The following is a 16,620-nucleotide window of genomic DNA, read 5'->3' as shown; positions in this document are numbered from 1 at the left end:
GCCTGCAGCAACGCCAATGGTGGATAGAAAAGCGCTATCCACCCTTGGATTGCACCGCCACTTTACGCAGCACCACGACCGCAGCTTCACCGGACTCAGGCCCCAGCAATGCCTCCATTCGCCCACGGGTATCGGCCATCATTTGGCCGAGACGCTCCGCGCCGCAAGGGCTGGCGTCGGGCGGTATCCAGGTCGGCCCGCGCGACTTCAAGCACGGGTGACCTTATGATTTCGAATGTCATCGCTTCGACACAGTTGGCCCGCCAGCCTGCTGACCCAATGCCTCCGGCCCGGACCCAGCCCCATGGACAAGAAAGACCTGCAGATCATCAGCCTCCTGCAGCAGGACGCTTCCATCTCGCTCGCGGAGCTCGCCGAGGCGGTCAACCTTTCCCCTACGCCCTGCTGGCGGCGCCTGCAGAAATTGCGTGAAGACGGCGTGATCACCCGGCAGGTCGCCCTGTGCGATGCCGAACGACTCAACCTCGGGGTCACTGTGTTCGTCACCATCCGCACCAGCCGCCACAGCGACGACTGGACCCGGCAGTTCATCGAAGGCACCCGCGACATTCCCGAGATCGTCGAGATCTACCGCATGACCGGCGACGTCGATTACCTGCTCAAGATCGTGGTGCCCGACATCAAGGGCTACGACGCCGTGTACAAGCGCCTGATCCGGGTCGCGGACCTGTCCGACGTCAGCTCCGGCTTCGCCATGGAAGTGATCAAGCACACCACCGCCCTACCGCTCGGCCACCTCACGCAGGAGGGAGACTGACGATTTCCACGACAAGGCGAGCGCTAGGAAATATTTCCTACAAATTGAACTTTAAGTAGATTTTATTTCTACCATCCAGCAATTAAGGGCAAATCAAAGCAAAGAATTTCCCCGCCGCCATCGGTAATCTTCTCCCCACTCCAGCCACCTGCCGACCGCGGCAGATGCTACCCCTGCTATCCGGATTCAGAGGAAACATCCGTGGACGACCGCAAGCTGCACCATGAAACACTGCTGGCCCATGAAGGCCGCGAACGGGGCCGGGTCGGCGGCACCGTCAATACCCCGGTCTACCGCGCTTCCACGCTGCTCTTCCCGACGGTGGAAGCCCTGCATGCCCAGCACGGCACCCTCAATACCTACGGCCGCCACGGCAACCCGACGACCCGCTCACTGGAAAGCGCCCTGGCGGAGCTGGAAGGTGCCTACGGCGCCATGCTGACCCCCAGCGGCCTGAGTGCCCTGACCACCGCCCTGCTGGCCACGCTCAAGCCTGGCGACCACCTGCTGATGACCGACTCGGTCTACGACCCGACCCGCGCCTTCTGCGACGAAACCCTGAAACGCTTCGGCATCGAGACCACCTACTACGACCCCCTGATCGGTCGCGGCATCGCCGAGCTGATGCGTCCCAACACCCGCGTGGTGTTCCTCGAATCCCCCGGCTCGCTCACCTTCGAAGTGCAGGACGTGCCCGCCATCGCCGAAGTCGCCCATGCCCACGGCGCCCTGGTGATGCTCGACAACACCTGGAGCACCCCGGTGCATTTCGCCTCCTTCAAGCACGGCGTGGACATCTCCATCCATGCGGCCACCAAGTACATCGTTGGCCACTCCGATGTGCTGATGGGCGTGATCCTGACCACCGAAGCGCTGTTCCCGCAGGTACGCGGCTTCTACAAGCAGCTCGGCCTCTCGGTCAGCGCGGACGACGCCTACCTCGCCCTGCGCGGTCTGCGTACCCTGTCCACGCGACTGGAGCGACACCAACGCAACGCGGAACAAATCGCCCGGTGGCTGGCCGAGCAGCCGGAAGTGGCACAGATCCTCTACCCCGCCCTGCCCGGCGCCCCCGGCCACGCGCTGTGGAAACGCGACTTCAGCGGCGCCTGCGGCCTGTTCAGCGTGATCTTCAAGCCTGTGCCCGAGCAGGCCATCCACGCCATGCTCGACAACATGCAGCTGTTCGGCATGGGCTTCAGCTGGGGTGGTTTCGAAAGCCTGATCCTGCTGACCAACCCCAGCGCCCACCGCAGTGCCACCACCTGGAAGCCCGATGGCCCGCTGGTGCGCCTGCACATCGGCCTGGAACACCCGGACGACCTGATCGCGGACCTCGACGCCGGTTTCCAGCGCCTGCGCGCCACTTGTCGCTGAGCCACGGGCGGCGCGGCCTCCGCGCCGTCGATAGGGCGCGACAGGCCGGGCGGGCGTCCTTATGATGCTTGCCACAACACTGGCCACGACAAGGAACCCGCCATGTCGCTCGCACAACTCATCAGCCCTGCCCAACTCAGCGCTCGCCAGGATGAACCGGGCCTGGTCATCCTCGACTGCCGCTTCTCCCTCGACGACCCGGCCTACGGCCAGCGCAGCTACACCGAAAGCCACATCCCCAAGGCCCGCTTCGCCGACCTGGAGCACGACCTTTCCGGCCCGGTGACCCGTGGCGTGACCGGTCGCCACCCGCTACCGGACCCGGCGGCCCTGGTCGGCAAACTGCGCGATTGGGGCGTCAGTGCCGACAGCACCATCGTCCTCTACGACGACGGCCCCGGCGCCTTCGCCGCCCGCGCCTGGTGGCTGCTGGCCTGGCTCGGCAAGCGCGATGGCGTATTCCTGCTGGATGGTGGCCTCAAGGCCTGGCGTGACGCGGAACTGCCGCTCACCACCGTGACGCCGGCGGTGCAGCCCGGCACCTTCGCAGGCCAACCCGACGCCAGCCTGCTGGTGGACGCCGATGCGCTCCAGAAGCGCCTGGGCAACGCCGGCCTGACCCTGCTGGACGCCCGCGCCCTGCCCCGTTTCAAGGGCGAAGTGGAACCCATCGACCCCGTGGCCGGGCACATTCCCGGCGCCCAATGCGCGGCGTTTACCGACAATCTCGGCAGCGATGGGCGCTTCCTCCCCGCCGATACGCTCAAGCAGCGCTTCGCCGCCCTGATCGGCGACCGCCCGCAGGACGAGCTGGTGGCCTATTGCGGCTCCGGTGTCACTGCCTGCCACAACCTCTTCGCCCTGAGCCTGGCCGGTTACCCCCTGGCCAAGCTCTATGCCGGCTCCTGGAGCGAGTGGATCACCCAGCCTGCGCGGCCCCTGGCCACCGGCGAATAGCCCTGAAACGCCAGCAGGAATGAGGCTTGGCGGCGCACTCCTGCTGGCTGTTTTTTAATCACAGGCAGCTATATAGACAATAACCAGAAGCCTGAAAGAGTTTAAAAACAGGCCTTTACAGCACATATATCGCACTACACTTCAAATCGAGCGGCTAAACCCGCTCCCGGTGGGGCCCTTCCCTAGAACGACGAGAAGCTGCCAAAACGCCCCGGCCCCGCCGGCACCTTTCGCGAGGGCCATATGGGCATTGCCGCCAGCGATCTGCGCCAGCATGTGATACGACCGACGCTGCTCTATCTGCAGCGCCCCTCCTCCACCGCCGAAAGCCTGTTGCTGGGCGCCGCAGCCTGCCAGTCCGCCCTCGGAGCCGCCCTGGGCTGCGACAAAGGGCGCGGCCTCTATCGCATCAGCGACGAACGCCACCAGCAGCTCTGGGACCAGCACCTGGCCCGGGACCCGGAACTCGCCAGCCAGGTGCGTGGGCTGGCCAGCCAGCATGCATTCCTCGGCGCGCCGCACCTGGAGCTGACCGTCAACCTGCGCTATGCCACCGCTATCGCCTGGATGCTGGTGGAGTCGACCGTGCTCGTGCTGCCTGCTGCCGACGACCTGATCGGCCTCGCCATGGTCTGGCGCCAGGTGTTCCAGCCCGAGGGCAGTCCTCGTGACTTCATCGATGCCTGGCAGCGCCATGTCGGAGGGCTTTGCCAGGTCGCCTGATCACTGACCAACCAGTCAGGAACAAGCGTACAAGGCAATATGCACGATCACCGAAAATGCCATCATTGGGTACATTGTTCGACAATCTTACAATGAAAATCCTTACAAACTCTTGAACTGGAAAGGCCCTCCCAATCCTGTTAGCGTGCCGGCCTTTGCACCATCGTTCAGGAGTTCACCGTGATCAGCAGAGTCTTCAGGACCGCCCTCGCCCTGGCTGTCAGCGCCGCCTCCACCTACAGCCTGGCGGCAGGCTTCGCCATCAACGAACAAAGCGTCAGCGCCATGGGGACCGCCTTTGCAGGCCGCTCCTCCTCGGCCGATGACGCCACCACCGTGTTCGGCAACCCCGCCGGCATGGCCCGTCTGAAGCGCGAACAAGTGAGCGCCGGCGCTGCAGCGATCTTCGCCAAGACCGACATCGACAACGGCCGTGGCACCTTCGGCGGCAGCAACGACGGCGACATGGTTCCCACCGTGGCCGTGCCCATGGGCTACTACGTCAAGCCGATCGACGACAAATGGGCTTTCGGCCTGGGCGTCTACGTGCCCTTCGGCCTGATCACCGACTATGAAAGCGGCTTTGCCGGCCGCTATTACGGCGACCGCAGCGAAGTACGCGTAATCACGGTGCAGCCCACCGTCAGCTACCGCATCAACGACCAGCTCTCAGTCGGCTTCGGCCCCACCATCAACCGCATCGACGGTGAGCTCACTTCTTCGGTACTCAACCCGCTGTCCCCGGGCCGTAACGACGGCAAGGTGAAGGTCAAGGGTGACGACACCGCTCTCGGCTTCAACGCCGGCGTGCTGTTCGAGCTGGACCCGCGCACCCGTTTCGGTCTGACCTACCACTCCAAGGTGGATTACAAGCTGCGCGGTGACACCACCGTTTCCGGCAGCGGCGCCGTACTGGGCAGCTCCGCTGGCAAATACGACGCCTCGCTGGAGCTGGAAACCCCGGAATCGGTCGACTTCTCCGTCACCCATGACCTGAACGACACCTGGACCCTTTACGCAGGCAGCACCTGGACCCGCTGGAGCCGCCTGGAAGAAATCAAGGTGGAGAACACCGGCGTTCGTGGCCTGCTGGCTCCAGCCCTCGGCACCATTACCGAAGAGCAGGACTGGCGCGACACCTGGTCCTACGCCGTCGGCGCCGCCTACAAGCTGAACCCACAGTGGACCCTGCGCGCCGGCCTGGCCTACGACCAATCTCCGGCCCGCAACGAATTCCGCTCGCCGCGCATCCCCACCGACGATCGCAAGATCCTCAGCCTGGGTGCCGCCTGGAGCCCCAACGACGACATGACCATCGACGTCGCCTACTCCTACCTGAAGGAAGAAGACGCCGACATCGATCAGGTCAACGCCAGCAAGGGGGCCTATCGCTCCACCTTCAAGAACAGCGCCCACGGCCTGGGTGCGCAGCTGACCTACCGCTTCTGAGTGGGCGCACTGGCACAAAAAAACCGGACATGTCCGGTTTTTTTGTGCCAGCCCTTCAGGGTTTACTGGCCAGGGCCTGTTCCACGGCCTTGAGCAGGTCCGGGTCGTCCGGCTTGGTCAGGCTGGAGAAATGGGCGATCACCTTGCCCTGGCGGTCCACCACGTACTTGTAGAAGTTCCAGCGGGGCGACTGTCCAGACTGGGCGATCAGCGCCTTGTAGAGCGGCGTCGCCTCATCGCCCCTGACGTGCTGCGGCTGGGTCATGGCGAAGGTCACACCGTAATTCACGTAGCAGACCTTGGCAGTTTCCTCGTTGGTGGCGGCTTCCTGCTTGAAGTCATCAGAAGGGACGCCCAACACCTCAAAACCCTGCTCCTTGTAGCGCTTGTACAACGCCTCCAACCCCTTGAACTGCGGGGTGAAGCCGCAGTGGCTGGCGGTGTTGACGATCAGCAGGGGCTTGCCGGCAAAACGCTGGCAAAGGTCGATGGTGTCCCTGGAGCGCAGTTGAGGCAGTTGATGCTGCAGGAGCGAAGGGCATTCGGCGGCCATGGCCTGGCCGCCGAACAGGGCGAGCAGCAACAGTGACAGGGCGGGCAAGGCTTTCATGACGGACTCCCGTTCAAATCGTGTGATCCGCCTACGCTACTGCCAAGCTACCCGCCTAGCAATTGAATCCCAGCTGCATCAACGCCAGGCCGCCCTGCTGCCAGCCCCACCAGCCGAGCGCCAGCAGCAAACCCGCCAGCAAGGCACCCAGCGCCCAGCCCAGGCGCTGGTTCATGCGGCTCCAGCGGGCTGCAGGCGCGCCACCGGCTGCTCGCGCACCGGCCAGTTCAGCACTGCGGCCATCAGGCTCAGGAAGATGGAAATCTGCCATACCAGTTCGTAACTACCTGTGTGGTCGTAGAGGTAGCCCCCCAGCCAGCCGCCGAGGAAGGCGCCCAGTTGGTGGAACAGGAAGACAATACCACCGAGCATGGACAGGTTGCGTACGCCAAACAGCGTGGCAACCGTACCGTTGGTCAGCGGCACGGTGGACAGCCACAACAGCCCCATGGCCATGCCGAAGGCGTAGGCACTCCAGGCGGTCAGCGGCGCATAGACGAAGGCCACGATCACCACGGCGCGCAGCAGGTAGAGCGCGGTCAGCAGCTTCGGCTTGGCATGACGACCGCCCAGCCAGCCGGCGATGTAGGTGCCGAAGACGTTGAACAGCCCTACCAGGGCCAACACCGTGGTACCGACGGTCGCCGGCAAGTGCTGATCCACCAGGTAGGCCGGCAGGTGAACACCGATGAATACCACCTGGAAGCCGCAGACGAAGAAGCCCAGCGACAGCAGCCAGAAGCCCGAGTGGCCGGCCGCCTCGCGCAGTGCATCGCCCAGGCTCTGCTCATGGGCCTGGGGCGGTGGGGGGTTGTCCTTGATCATCGCCACCAGCGGCACGATCAGCGCCACCAGCAACCCCAGCGCCAGCAGTGCCGCGGACCAGCCGAGCCAGCCAATCAGCCCGAGGGTGCCCGGTAGCATGGCGAACTGGCCGAAGGAACCGGCAGCCGCCGCGATGCCCATGGCCATGCTGCGTTTTTCAACCGGCACGGCGCGACCCACAACGCCCAGGATGACCGAGAACGACGTGCCCGAGAGGCCGATACCAATCAGCAAGCCGGCGCTGAACGACAGCGACAGGGCCGAATCGGAGTAGCCCATCAGCACCAGACCCAGCGCATAAAGCACCCCACCGATGACCACCGTCTTCGCCGCGCCGAAGCGATCGGCCAGGGCACCGGTGAAGGGCTGCGCCAGGCCCCAGATCAGGTTCTGCAAGGCAATGGCGAAGGCGAACACTTCCCTGCCCCAGCCGAATTCGCTGCTCATGGGCGCCAGGAACAGGCCGAAGCCATGGCGAATACCCAACGACAGCGCCAGGATCAGCGAGGCCCCTAGAAGAACCCAGCCGCTCGTACGCCATACTGAAGTCATAGAACATTCCTTTACGGGTAGATACCCGCTTCAAAGCAAAAAGATCAGCCGATATGTTCCAGATCATCCAGCAACGCCATCAGGGCCGCCCGCTTCTCCGGCCCCATGCGCTGCCCCATCTCCTGTTGCACCCGCTCCCAGGCCTGCAACGCGGCGTCGAGGCTGGCGCGACCGGCCGGCGTCAGGGACACCAGTCGATTGCGCTGGTCCTCACCGCCCTCCAGCTGCACCAGGTCCTTGGCCTCCAACACCTTGAGGTTGCGCCCCAGGGTGCTGCGGTCCAGGCCCATGGATTCCGCCAGACTGGTGATACTCGGCTGATCCAGCCGGGTCACATGCTTGAGCAACGAATACTGGGCGACATTCAACCCGACGTCGGCAAGGGCATCGTCGTATAGCCGGGTCACATTGCGGGTGGCGCGGCGCAGCTTGGTGCAGAGGCATTGGGTCGGCAACATGGGATGCATGTATATACCCGCACTTGTTGGAGCGTCAATCGAATCCTGCCCGTAGAGAGGGGAATCGCTGGCAGCTCTCGGACCATTCCGAGGCTGATAGCAGGGAAGATCGGGCCTTTCCATCAAGAAGAGGAAAGGCCATGGAAAGGCTCGAATTCGCCAAAAGGCTAAGAGCGGAACAGACCGATGCGGAACAGTGGCTGTGGCGGCATTTGCGCGCAAAACGGCTGCTCGGTTTGAAGTTTCGACGGCAGAAACCCATTGGCCACTTCATCGTCGACTTCATCTGCCAGGAGCGAATGCTGATAGTGGAAGTGGATGGCGGACAGCATCTGGAAAGTTCAACTGACGAGAAGCGGGATGCATGGCTGGCCAGTCGGGGATTCAGAATCTTGCGGTTCTGGAACCACGAAGTGCTGCTGGAAACTGAAGCCGTACTGGAAACCATTCGATTGGCTGCGGAAGAGGCATTTCCAGGTAACTCCCTCTCCCCCGGCCCCTCTCCCTGAAGAGGAGAGGGGTGACTCGCGCCTGTAATGCTGGAGGTAGCCGGCAGCACAGAGTCGGACTCCAGCACGGACAAGCTCCCCTCGCCCTTCAGGGAGAGGGGCCGGGGGAGAGGGCCAATCAGGTCAGCGCAAACGCCACCACCACCAACACCGCCACCTCAACCACCTCCACCAGCGCCCCCGCCGTATCCCCGGTCGTCCCACCCAGCCGCTGCATAAAGCGCCCCCGCAGCCAGGCGAAAACAATCAGCGCAATCACCAGCGCGATCCAGGCCGGCCTGCCCAGCACCAGCATTGCCGCCCCCTGCACCGCCAGCCACACGGGTAGATCCCGGCGTGGCAGGTGTTCGGCCAATGCCTGGCCCAGGCCACCCGGACGGACATAGGCAGTGGTGAGGAACAACAGCGGCAACATCCCGCGTCCCAGCCAGGGCGCCAGCAGCAGGGGGAGCCATTGCCCGGCCTGTAGCAAGGCAGCCAACGCGGCAAACTTCAGCAACAGCACCACCACCAGCACGACCACCGCGATGGGCCCGCTACGCGGGTCCTTCATGATCGTCAGGGTGCGTTCGCGGTCGCCATAGCCACCGACCCAGGCGTCGGCTGTATCCGCCAGGCCGTCCAGATGCAGCCCCCCGGACAACCCTACCCAAAGCGCCAGCACCAGCGCAGCCGACAACAGGACCGGACGCCCCTCCAGCAGATACGCGGCGCCCAGCAGCAACAGGCCGATGAGCAGCCCGACCAGGGGATACCAGAGCAGCGACCGGCCGAACTGCCGGGGCTCCGGCATGCCCGGCAGGCGAACCGGCAGACGAGTGAGGAATTGCAGGGCGATCAGCAGCGGCGTCATGGTCGCTCACGCAGGCCATGTTCGTCGAAGGCCAGGCGGAACAATTCGCCGTGCGCGACCTCCACCTGCATCAACTGGGCACGCGGCAGCTGCCGGGCACGGGCCACCAGCATGCGGATCACACCGCCATGGGTGACCAGCAGCACCCGTTTACCGGCAAAGCGTTCGCGCAGGCGCTCGGCCGCCGCCAGTACCCGCGCCTCGAAGTCCAGCAGGGTTTCGCCGTCCGGCGGCGTGAAGCTGTAGGGGTCGTTCCAGAACTGGCCCAGGCCTTCGGCGTGGTCTTCCATCAACTCGGCGGCGCTGCGGCCTTCCCACTGGCCGAAGTGCAGTTCGCGCAGGTCGGCGTCGAACTGCAGCGGCAAGCCAAGTCGCTGCTCCAGTTCGCGGGCAAAGGCGGCGCAGCGTTGCAGCGGTGAACTCACTAGGATGTCCCACGGCCCCGCGCTATCAGCGCCGGCGCGCATCTGCGCCCAGCCGGTATCGGTCAGGGCGTCATCGAGGCTGCCGCGAAAGCCGCCGCCCCGTTCGGTTTCACCGTGACGCAGAAGGTCGAGCTTCATGCCGGACGATCCGAAACCGAGGCTTCGGCAAAGGTGGCCATGCCGTCGTGCACCTCGCAGGCCAGACGCAGCAGTGGCAGGGCGATGGCGGCACCGCTGCCTTCGCCCAGGCGCAGCCCCAGGTCCAGCAACGGCTGGGCTTCCAGTGCGGAAAGCACCGCGACGTGGCCCGGTTCGGCGGATCGGTGGGAGAACAGCAGCCATTCACGGCAGGCGGGATTGAGGCGCACCGCGCAAAGCGCCGCGACGCTGCAGATGAAGCCATCCACCAGGGCCGGCAAACCGAGCTGGGCGCAGGCAAGGTAGGCGCCGGTGAGCGCCGCGACTTCAAAGCCGCCGAGGCGACGCAGCGTTTCCTCCGGGCTGTCGCAGTGTTCGCGATGCAGGGCCAGGGCATGCTCGATGACCTGGATCTTGTGCGCCACTCCCTCGCCGTCCAGGCCCGTGCCGGGGCCGGCCAGCGCCGTCGCGGGCAGACCGAGCAGTGCACAGGCCAGAGCGCTGGCGGTGGTCGTGTTACCGATGCCCATCTCGCCACCGACGTAGAGATCGGCGCCGGCGCCCTGGGCACGTTCGACACTGGAGCGGCCGGCTTGCAGGGCGATCAGGCACTGGGCGGCGGTCATCGCCGGTTCACGGGCGAAGTTCGCCGTGCCGGCACCCACATGAAGATGCAGCACTCCGGGCAGCGGCTCCAAAGGCAACGCTGTGCCCAGGTCGACCAGTTCCAGGGTAGCGCCGAGGCTACGCGCCAGTACGCTGATGGCAGCGCCACCCCGGACGAAGTTGCGCAACATCTCACCGGTCACGGCCTGCGGGTAGGCGGACACGCCCTCCTCCACCACGCCGTGATCACCGGCGAACACCGTGAACCAGGGACGCTCGACACTCGGCCGCTCGCGGCCCTGCTGGGCGGCCAGGGTGATAGCCAGCGCTTCCAGTTGGCCAAGGGCGCCGCGGGGCTTGGTGAGCTGGTCCTGCCGGGCCTGTGCCTTGGCGCGGGCGATGGGGTCGAGGGGCTGGCAGGGGGCCTGCCACCATTGCAGCGGGGTCATAGGGCGTCTCCCTTGAGAATCGTGGGCAGGCCGGCGACGGTGAATATCACCCGTTCGCAGCGTTCCGCCAGGGCCTGGTGCAGCCAGCCGGCTTCGTCGACATAGCGGCGGGTCAGCTCGCCCAAGGGCACGACGCCCAGGCCGGTTTCATTGCTCACCAGCAGCACGCGGCCCGGCAGTGCGGCCATGCAGCCGAGCAGCGCTTCGCGCTCGTCGTCGAGCCGCGCCGGGTCGTCCAGCACCAACAGGTTGGTCAGCCAGAGCGTCAGGCAATCCACCAGCAGGCAGGTATCGGCGGCGGCGTTCTCGCGCAGCACGCGGGCCAGTTCCAGCGGTTCTTCCACCAGCCCCCAATGGTCCGGGCGACGGGCGCGGTGATGGGCCACCCGCGCGTTCATTTCGCCGTCCAGCGGCTGGCTGGTGGCGATATAGACGACCTTCAGGCCGCTCTCCGCAGCCAGCTTCTCGGCAAGGCGGCTCTTGCCGGAACGGGCGCCGCCGAGGATGAGTTCACGCATGACGATGCTCCTGGTTGCCAAGGCCGCACAGATCGGCCAGCCAGCGGGTATCCAGGTGTTGCTCCACCTGGTCGGCCAGACGTTCGATATCGCGTTCGCGCAAGGCGTGGTAATCCACTGTTTGCACCGCCGCGAGGCCTGCCCAGCGAAGGATGGCGGCGCAGGCATCGGAGGATTCGAAAAAGCCGTGCAGGTAGGTGCCCATGACCTGGCCATCCAGGCTGCGGGCGCCATCGACTCGGCCATCGTCCAGCGCGACGGCGGGGTGTTCGAGACCGGCGCCCGTGGTGACGCCGGCATGGATTTCGTAGCCGCTCACGGTCGCGCTTTCCAGCAGCAGGCGGCCGCCGACATTGCGCAGCTGTTTTTCCGGCTCCAGCACGGTGTCGATGTCCAGCAGGCCGAGGCCGTCGCTCGCCCCCGCCGGGCCTTCGAGGCCGTGAGGATCGGCAATGCTGCAGCCGAGCATCTGATAGCCGCCGCAGATGCCCAGCACCTTGCCGCCATAGCGCAAATGACGCTGCAAGGCCTTATCCCATCCGTGTTCGCGCAGCCGCGCGAGATCAGCGCGCACGCTCTTGGAGCCGGGCAGGATGATCAGGTCAGCCGGCGGAATGGGCTGGCCGGGACCAACGAAGTTGAGCTGTACCTGCGGGTGCAGGCGCAGGGGGTCGAAGTCGGTGTGGTTGCTGATGCGCGGCAGCACCGGCACCGCCACCTGCAGCAACTCGCCGCCCTTGAAAGCCTGGCGCTGGTCGATGGCGTCCTCGGCTTCCAGGTGGAAGTCAGTGAGGTAGGGCAGTACGCCAAGCACGGGCTTGCCGGTACGTTGTTCCAGCCAGTCGAGTCCCGGTTTGAGCAGGGCGATATCGCCGCGGAAACGGTTGATGACGAAGCCCTTCACCCGCGCCTGCTCGCTGGGCGACAGCAACTCCAGGGTGCCCACCAGATGGGCGAAAACGCCGCCCCGGTCGATATCGGCCACCAGGATCACCGGGCAATCCACCACTTCGGCGAAACCCATGTTGGCGATGTCGTTGGCGCGCAGGTTGATCTCCGCCGGTGAGCCGGCGCCCTCCACCATCACCACCGGATACCGGGCCGACAGGCGCTGATGGGACTCCAGCACGGCCGCCATCGCGACTTTCTTGTAGTCGTGGTAGGCCGCCGCATTCATGCTGGTAACGGCGCGACCGTGGATGATCACCTGGGCACCGATGTCGGTGTTCGGCTTGAGCAGCACCGGGTTCATGTCGGTATGGGGCGCCAGTCCGCAGGCTTGCGCCTGTACCGCCTGGGCACGGCCGATCTCGCCACCATCGGCGGTCACCGCGCTGTTCAGCGCCATGTTCTGCGGTTTGAACGGCGCCACCGCAACACCCTGGCGCGCAAGCCAGCGGCACAGGGCGGTCACCAGGGTGCTCTTGCCGGCGTCGGAGGTGGTGCCCTGCACCATCAGGGTCGTCATGGCCGCTCCTTGGAGTAATCGATCAGGGCCAGCCGCAGCCGCTCCCAGCCCGCCTCGTTCGGCGGCAGGCCGAAGCGCAGGCTGGACGGTGCGGTAAACAGCCGAGTGAGAATGCCGTGAGCGGCGAGGAATTCGTGCAGAGGCGCTGCGTCGTCGCGAACCAGGCGCTGGAACAACGCCGTGCCGCCGCCGGGCGTCAGGCCGTACTCGCGCAGCAGGGCCTCCAGCCGCTGGCCATCCAGCAACAGGGCCTGGCGCTGGCGTTGCTGGCCTTCGACATCCTGCAACAGGGCCTTTGCCAGTGCTCGCGCCGGGCCGCTTACCGTCCACGGGCCGAGCAACTCTTCGAGCGCCACCAGCAAGGCCGTTTCGGCCAGCACGAAGCCCAGGCGGATTCCCGCCAGGCCGAAGAATTTGCCGAAGGAGCGCAGCACCACCAGCCCGGGCAAGGGGCAATGGGTGGCCAGGCTCTGCTCCGGCGTGCAATCCATGAAGGCTTCATCCACCAGCAGCCAGCCGCCCCGCTGCGCCAGGCGCGCGCGCCAATCCAGCAGCGTCTGCGGCGCCAGGCGCTGGCCAGTGGGGTTGTTCGGGTTGACCACCAGCAGCACGTCGAATCGCGCCAGCTCGCGTTCGGCGGTTTCAGCATCCAGCTCTTCCAGCTCATGGCCTTCGCGGCGCCAGGCGTGGGCATGCTCGGCGTAACAGGGCGAGATCACCCCGACGCGGCCAGGCGCGCGAAGACGCGGCAGAGCCTGGATCGCAGCCTGGGAGCCGGCCACCGGCAACAGCGATTGGCAGCCGTAGAACTGACGGGCCGCGTCTTCCAGGCCATCGTCACGTTCCGGCAGGCGTGCCCAGGCGGACGCGGGAATTGGCGGCAGCGCCCAACCATAGGGCGCAATGCCAGTGGAGAGGTCGAGCCAGTCCGCCTCGGCGATGCCGTAGCGCTGTGCGGCCGCGCGCAGCCGTCCGCCATGTTCAAGCAAGGAACCAGCCTCCGATGATCAGTACCGCCAGCCAGAGCAGCACGCCCTGGCGCACGAGGTCCATGGCGCGGCGGATATCCTCGGCGCGCGCGGCCGGGCCTTCGCCCAGCACCGGGCGCTGATGCAACTCGCCGTGATAGACGGCCGGGCCGCCCAGGGCCACGCCCAGCGCGCCAGCACCAGCAGCCATCACCGGACCGGCGTTGGGGCTGTCCCACTGCGGCGCCTGACGGCGCCAGCAGCGCAGGGCCAGAGCAGTCTTGCCAAGCAGCGCATAGGTCAGGGCCACCAGGCGCGCCGGAATGTAGTTGAGCAGGTCGTCGATACGCGCGGCCGCCCAGCCGAAGCGCTCGAAGCGCGCGTTGCGGTAGCCCCACATGGCGTCCAGCGTGTTGGACAGGCGGTAGAGCACCACGCCGGGCGCACCAGCCACGGCGAACCAGAAGAGCGCGGCGAACACCGCGTCGCTGCCGTTCTCCAGCACCGACTCGGTGGCGGCGCGCGCCACGGCGGGCTCGTCCAGCTCACGGGTTTCGCGACTGACCATATAGCCCACGCGCTTGCGTGCCTGGGCCAGATCACCCGCCTGCAGGGCGCTGGCCACAGGCTCGGCATGTTCGTTGAGGCTGCGCAGACCAATGGCGGCATAGAGCGCGACAACGCCGACCAGCCAACCGATATAAGGCAGCTCCGAGAGCAGCCAGGCCGCCAATGTCAGTGGCAACACCGCCAGCACCCAGGCGCTCACGCCATGGCTACGCCAGCCGCGCCCGCCAGGGTTGAAGCGCTGCTCCAGGTGGTTGGCGAGCTTGCCGAAGGCCACCAGTGGGTGCCACCCCTTCGGCTCACCGAACAGCGCGTCCAACGCCACGGCACCGAGGGTGAGAAATCCCAGGCTCATGGACGCTGCCCCCACTGATTCTCGAACACCAGATCCGCCAGCGGACGTGGCTGCGCCCAGCCTTCCAGCGCGAGCATGGGCGCCGGGTAGAACGCCTCGACCGGCCCCAGGCAGAGCACCGCCATGGGCTTGCTGCCTGCGGGCATGCCGAGCAGGTCGGCCAGGGCGAGCGGATCGAACAGCGATACCCAGCCCATGCCCAGACCTTCCGCGCGAGCCGCCAGCCAGAGGTTCTGGACAGCGCAGGAAAGTGAGGCCAGGTCCATTTCCGGCAGGGTGCGACGGCCGAACACATGGGCTTCGCGGCCGTCCATCAGCGCGGCCACCAGCAGTTCGGCACAATCGCGGATACCTTCGACCTTGAGCTTCATGAATTCGTCGGAGCGTTCACCCAGGGCGTCGGCCGTGCGTACCCGCTCGGCTTCCACCAGGGCCTGGATAGCCTCGCGCAGCGCCTTTGCGGTAATACGGATGAACCGCCAGGGCTGCATCAACCCGACGCTGGGTGCGTGATGAGCCGCCTCCAGCAACCGAGCCAACAGGTCGGGGGCCACTTCACCGCCGCAGAAGTGGCGCATGTCGCGCCGCTCGGCGATGGCGCGGTAGACCGCCGCGCGCTCATCCCGGCTGAAGGCGTGCTCGCTCATGGTCGGAACAGCTCCGCAGCCGCCCGGGGGTTGGACGGCAGGTAGAAGTGGATGTAGGACGCGGTCAGGCGGCCAATGCGGAACACCGCCTCGGCCACCGGCTTGTCGTTCGGGCACAGCCCGCGAACCAGCGGCTCCAGTGGCGAATCCAGCAGTGAGTGGTGGAAGGTGTGCCCGCGCAGGCTGCCTTCCGGCAACGGCGCCTCTTGCAGGGCCAGCGCCGCCAGGCGCTTCTGCAGGGTGGCGCGGCCGGGCAGCAGGCCGAGCAATGCGGCGGATTCACCGCCTGCATCGGCCAGGGCTTCCAGCAGATAGAGCATGCCGCCGCACTCGGCGAGGATCGGCTTGCCCACCCCATGGTGGGCGCGGATGGCCTCGGCCATGGCGCGGTTGCCCTCCAGTTGGCGCAAGTGCAGCTCGGGGTAGCCGCCCGGCAGGTAGAGGCTGTCCACCTCAGGCAGGCGCGGGTCGGCCAGCGGCGAGAAGAACACCAGTTCGGCGCCCAGGCGCTGCAGCAGATCGAGGTTGGCCTGGTAGAGGAAGGCGAAAGAGGTATCCCGCGCCACGCCGATGCGTACGCCGGCGAGCCCGTCACCCACATCCTGGGGCTCGGGCGCGGCAAAGCTCACGGGCGGCGGCAGGGCGACTTCCGCGCTGGCAGCCAGGGCATCGGCGGCGGCATCCAGGCGTGCGTCGAGGTCCGCCAGTTCCTCGGCCTGCACCAGGCCCAGATGGCGACTGGGCAGTTCGACATCGGAGCTGCGCGGCAGGGAGCCGTACCAGCGAATCCAGTCCGGCAGGCTTTCGCGGATCAGGTCGCTATGGCGCTGGCTGCCGACGCGGTTGCCGAGCACGCCGGCAAAGGGCAGGTCCGGCTGGTAAGTGGCCAGACCTACAGCCAGCGCGCCGAAGGTCTGGGCCATGGCGGCGCCGTTGATCACGCCCAGCACCGGCACACCGAAGTGGCGCGCCAGATCGGCGGCCGAGGGTGAGCCGTCGAAGAGACCCATCACGCCCTCGATCAGGATCAGGTCCGCCTCCCCCGCCGCCTCCCAGAGCAGGCGGCGACTTTCCGCCTCGCCCACCATCCACAGGTCCAATTGGTAGACCGGCGCGCCAGATGCGCGGGCCAGGATCATCGGGTCGAGGAAATCCGGCCCGCACTTGAACACCCGCACCCGCTTGCCCTGGCGGGCGTGCAGGCGAGCGAGCGCGGCGGTCACCGTGGTCTTGCCCTGGCCGGAAGCGGGGGCAGCGATCAGTAGCGCGGGGCATTGTCTCCCCTCTCCCTCTGGGAGAGGGGTGGGGGTGAGGGAAAGCTGGTCAGGCATGGGTGGCCCTCTCCCCGGCCCTCTCCCTGAAGGGAGAGGGGGTAAAAGCAGCAACAG

Annotated in this window: 18 protein-coding genes; 6 read left to right on the top strand and 12 right to left on the bottom strand. The window is 66.4% G+C overall.

Translation table 11 applies throughout. The features are described 5' to 3' along the window. The first annotated feature begins 304 nt into the window (after nucleotides 1-304). The 5 genes from THL1_RS09110 to THL1_RS09090 all read left to right on the top strand — a co-directional run bounded on the left by THL1_RS09110 (nucleotide 305) and on the right by THL1_RS09090 (nucleotide 5,284). Nucleotides 305-778: an Lrp/AsnC family transcriptional regulator gene (locus tag THL1_RS09110; protein ID WP_069082966.1), complete on the top strand. Its 474-nt coding sequence runs from the start codon at nucleotides 305-307 to the stop codon at nucleotides 776-778. 201 nt (nucleotides 779-979) lie between these two features. Next, nucleotides 980-2,155 carry a cystathionine beta-lyase gene (metC, locus tag THL1_RS09105; RefSeq protein ID WP_069082965.1) on the top strand — a complete coding sequence of 392 codons (1,176 nt, stop codon included), beginning with the start codon at nucleotides 980-982 and terminating at the stop codon, nucleotides 2,153-2,155. A gap of 102 nt (nucleotides 2,156-2,257) precedes the next feature. Continuing rightward, on the top strand, nucleotides 2,258-3,112 hold the full coding sequence (locus tag THL1_RS09100; protein ID WP_069082964.1) for a sulfurtransferase: 855 nt from the start codon (nucleotides 2,258-2,260) through the stop codon (nucleotides 3,110-3,112). A gap of 243 nt (nucleotides 3,113-3,355) precedes the next feature. Further along, nucleotides 3,356-3,835 (top strand): hypothetical protein, encoded by a 480-nt coding sequence (locus THL1_RS09095; RefSeq protein WP_069082963.1) that lies wholly within the window; start codon nucleotides 3,356-3,358, stop codon nucleotides 3,833-3,835. Between the two features lie 180 nt (nucleotides 3,836-4,015). Then, nucleotides 4,016-5,284, top strand: coding sequence for an OmpP1/FadL family transporter (locus tag THL1_RS09090; RefSeq protein WP_069082962.1), 1,269 nt, complete (start codon nucleotides 4,016-4,018; stop codon nucleotides 5,282-5,284). A gap of 55 nt (nucleotides 5,285-5,339) precedes the next feature. On the opposite strand, the gene THL1_RS09085 is transcribed toward THL1_RS09090, so the two are convergent. From THL1_RS09085 to THL1_RS09075, 3 genes are all read right to left on the bottom strand, one after another. Beyond that, nucleotides 5,340-5,894 carry a glutathione peroxidase gene (locus THL1_RS09085; RefSeq protein WP_069082961.1) on the bottom strand — a complete coding sequence of 185 codons (555 nt, stop codon included), beginning with the start codon at nucleotides 5,892-5,894 and terminating at the stop codon, nucleotides 5,340-5,342. A 171-nt stretch (nucleotides 5,895-6,065) separates the two neighbouring features. Further along, nucleotides 6,066-7,271 carry an MFS transporter gene (locus THL1_RS09080; protein ID WP_069082960.1) on the bottom strand — a complete coding sequence of 402 codons (1,206 nt, stop codon included), beginning with the start codon at nucleotides 7,269-7,271 and terminating at the stop codon, nucleotides 6,066-6,068. A gap of 44 nt (nucleotides 7,272-7,315) precedes the next feature. After that, nucleotides 7,316-7,729: a MarR family winged helix-turn-helix transcriptional regulator gene (locus THL1_RS09075; RefSeq protein ID WP_069086460.1), complete on the bottom strand. Its 414-nt coding sequence runs from the start codon at nucleotides 7,727-7,729 to the stop codon at nucleotides 7,316-7,318. Between the two features lie 140 nt (nucleotides 7,730-7,869). Between THL1_RS09075 and THL1_RS09070 the strand changes: the two genes are divergently transcribed. Further along, on the top strand, nucleotides 7,870-8,238 hold the full coding sequence (locus THL1_RS09070; protein WP_069082959.1) for an endonuclease domain-containing protein: 369 nt from the start codon (nucleotides 7,870-7,872) through the stop codon (nucleotides 8,236-8,238). 118 nt (nucleotides 8,239-8,356) lie between these two features. On the opposite strand, the gene THL1_RS09065 is transcribed toward THL1_RS09070, so the two are convergent. Genes THL1_RS09065 through THL1_RS09025 form a run of 9 tightly spaced genes read right to left on the bottom strand, consistent with a single transcriptional unit; the run spans nucleotide 8,357 to nucleotide 16,563 of the window. After that, on the bottom strand, nucleotides 8,357-9,091 hold the full coding sequence (locus THL1_RS09065; RefSeq protein ID WP_069082958.1) for an adenosylcobinamide-GDP ribazoletransferase: 735 nt from the start codon (nucleotides 9,089-9,091) through the stop codon (nucleotides 8,357-8,359). After that, nucleotides 9,088-9,654 (bottom strand): alpha-ribazole phosphatase family protein, encoded by a 567-nt coding sequence (gene cobC / locus THL1_RS09060; RefSeq protein WP_069082957.1) that lies wholly within the window; start codon nucleotides 9,652-9,654, stop codon nucleotides 9,088-9,090. The genes THL1_RS09065 and cobC overlap by 4 nt, the downstream gene beginning before the upstream one ends. Then, nucleotides 9,651-10,709: a nicotinate-nucleotide--dimethylbenzimidazole phosphoribosyltransferase gene (gene cobT, locus THL1_RS09055; RefSeq protein WP_069082956.1), complete on the bottom strand. Its 1,059-nt coding sequence runs from the start codon at nucleotides 10,707-10,709 to the stop codon at nucleotides 9,651-9,653. Before cobT ends, cobC begins: the two co-directional genes overlap by 4 nt. Then, on the bottom strand, nucleotides 10,706-11,227 hold the full coding sequence (gene cobU / locus THL1_RS09050) for a bifunctional adenosylcobinamide kinase/adenosylcobinamide-phosphate guanylyltransferase (protein ID WP_069082955.1): 522 nt from the start codon (nucleotides 11,225-11,227) through the stop codon (nucleotides 10,706-10,708). The genes cobT and cobU overlap by 4 nt, the downstream gene beginning before the upstream one ends. Further along, nucleotides 11,220-12,695: a cobyric acid synthase gene (locus tag THL1_RS09045; protein WP_069082954.1), complete on the bottom strand. Its 1,476-nt coding sequence runs from the start codon at nucleotides 12,693-12,695 to the stop codon at nucleotides 11,220-11,222. The genes cobU and THL1_RS09045 overlap by 8 nt, the downstream gene beginning before the upstream one ends. Further along, nucleotides 12,692-13,684 (bottom strand): threonine-phosphate decarboxylase CobD, encoded by a 993-nt coding sequence (gene cobD / locus THL1_RS09040; protein WP_069082953.1) that lies wholly within the window; start codon nucleotides 13,682-13,684, stop codon nucleotides 12,692-12,694. Before cobD ends, THL1_RS09045 begins: the two co-directional genes overlap by 4 nt. Further along, nucleotides 13,677-14,585 (bottom strand): adenosylcobinamide-phosphate synthase CbiB, encoded by a 909-nt coding sequence (gene cbiB / locus THL1_RS09035; protein ID WP_069082952.1) that lies wholly within the window; start codon nucleotides 14,583-14,585, stop codon nucleotides 13,677-13,679. Before cbiB ends, cobD begins: the two co-directional genes overlap by 8 nt. Next, nucleotides 14,582-15,232: a 5,6-dimethylbenzimidazole synthase gene (gene bluB, locus THL1_RS09030; protein WP_069082951.1), complete on the bottom strand. Its 651-nt coding sequence runs from the start codon at nucleotides 15,230-15,232 to the stop codon at nucleotides 14,582-14,584. The genes cbiB and bluB overlap by 4 nt, the downstream gene beginning before the upstream one ends. Further along, complete coding sequence (locus THL1_RS09025) at nucleotides 15,229-16,563, bottom strand: cobyrinate a,c-diamide synthase (protein ID WP_069082950.1); 1,335 nt, start codon at nucleotides 16,561-16,563, stop codon at nucleotides 15,229-15,231. The genes bluB and THL1_RS09025 overlap by 4 nt, the downstream gene beginning before the upstream one ends. Nucleotides 16,564-16,620: the final 57 nt, after the last annotated feature.

Source organism: Pseudomonas sp. TCU-HL1 (assembly GCF_001708505.1).
Lineage (GTDB): Bacteria > Pseudomonadota > Gammaproteobacteria > Pseudomonadales > Pseudomonadaceae > Metapseudomonas.
Note: the sequence above shows the minus strand (reverse complement) of the source record. Positions and strands in the feature narration are given on the sequence as shown.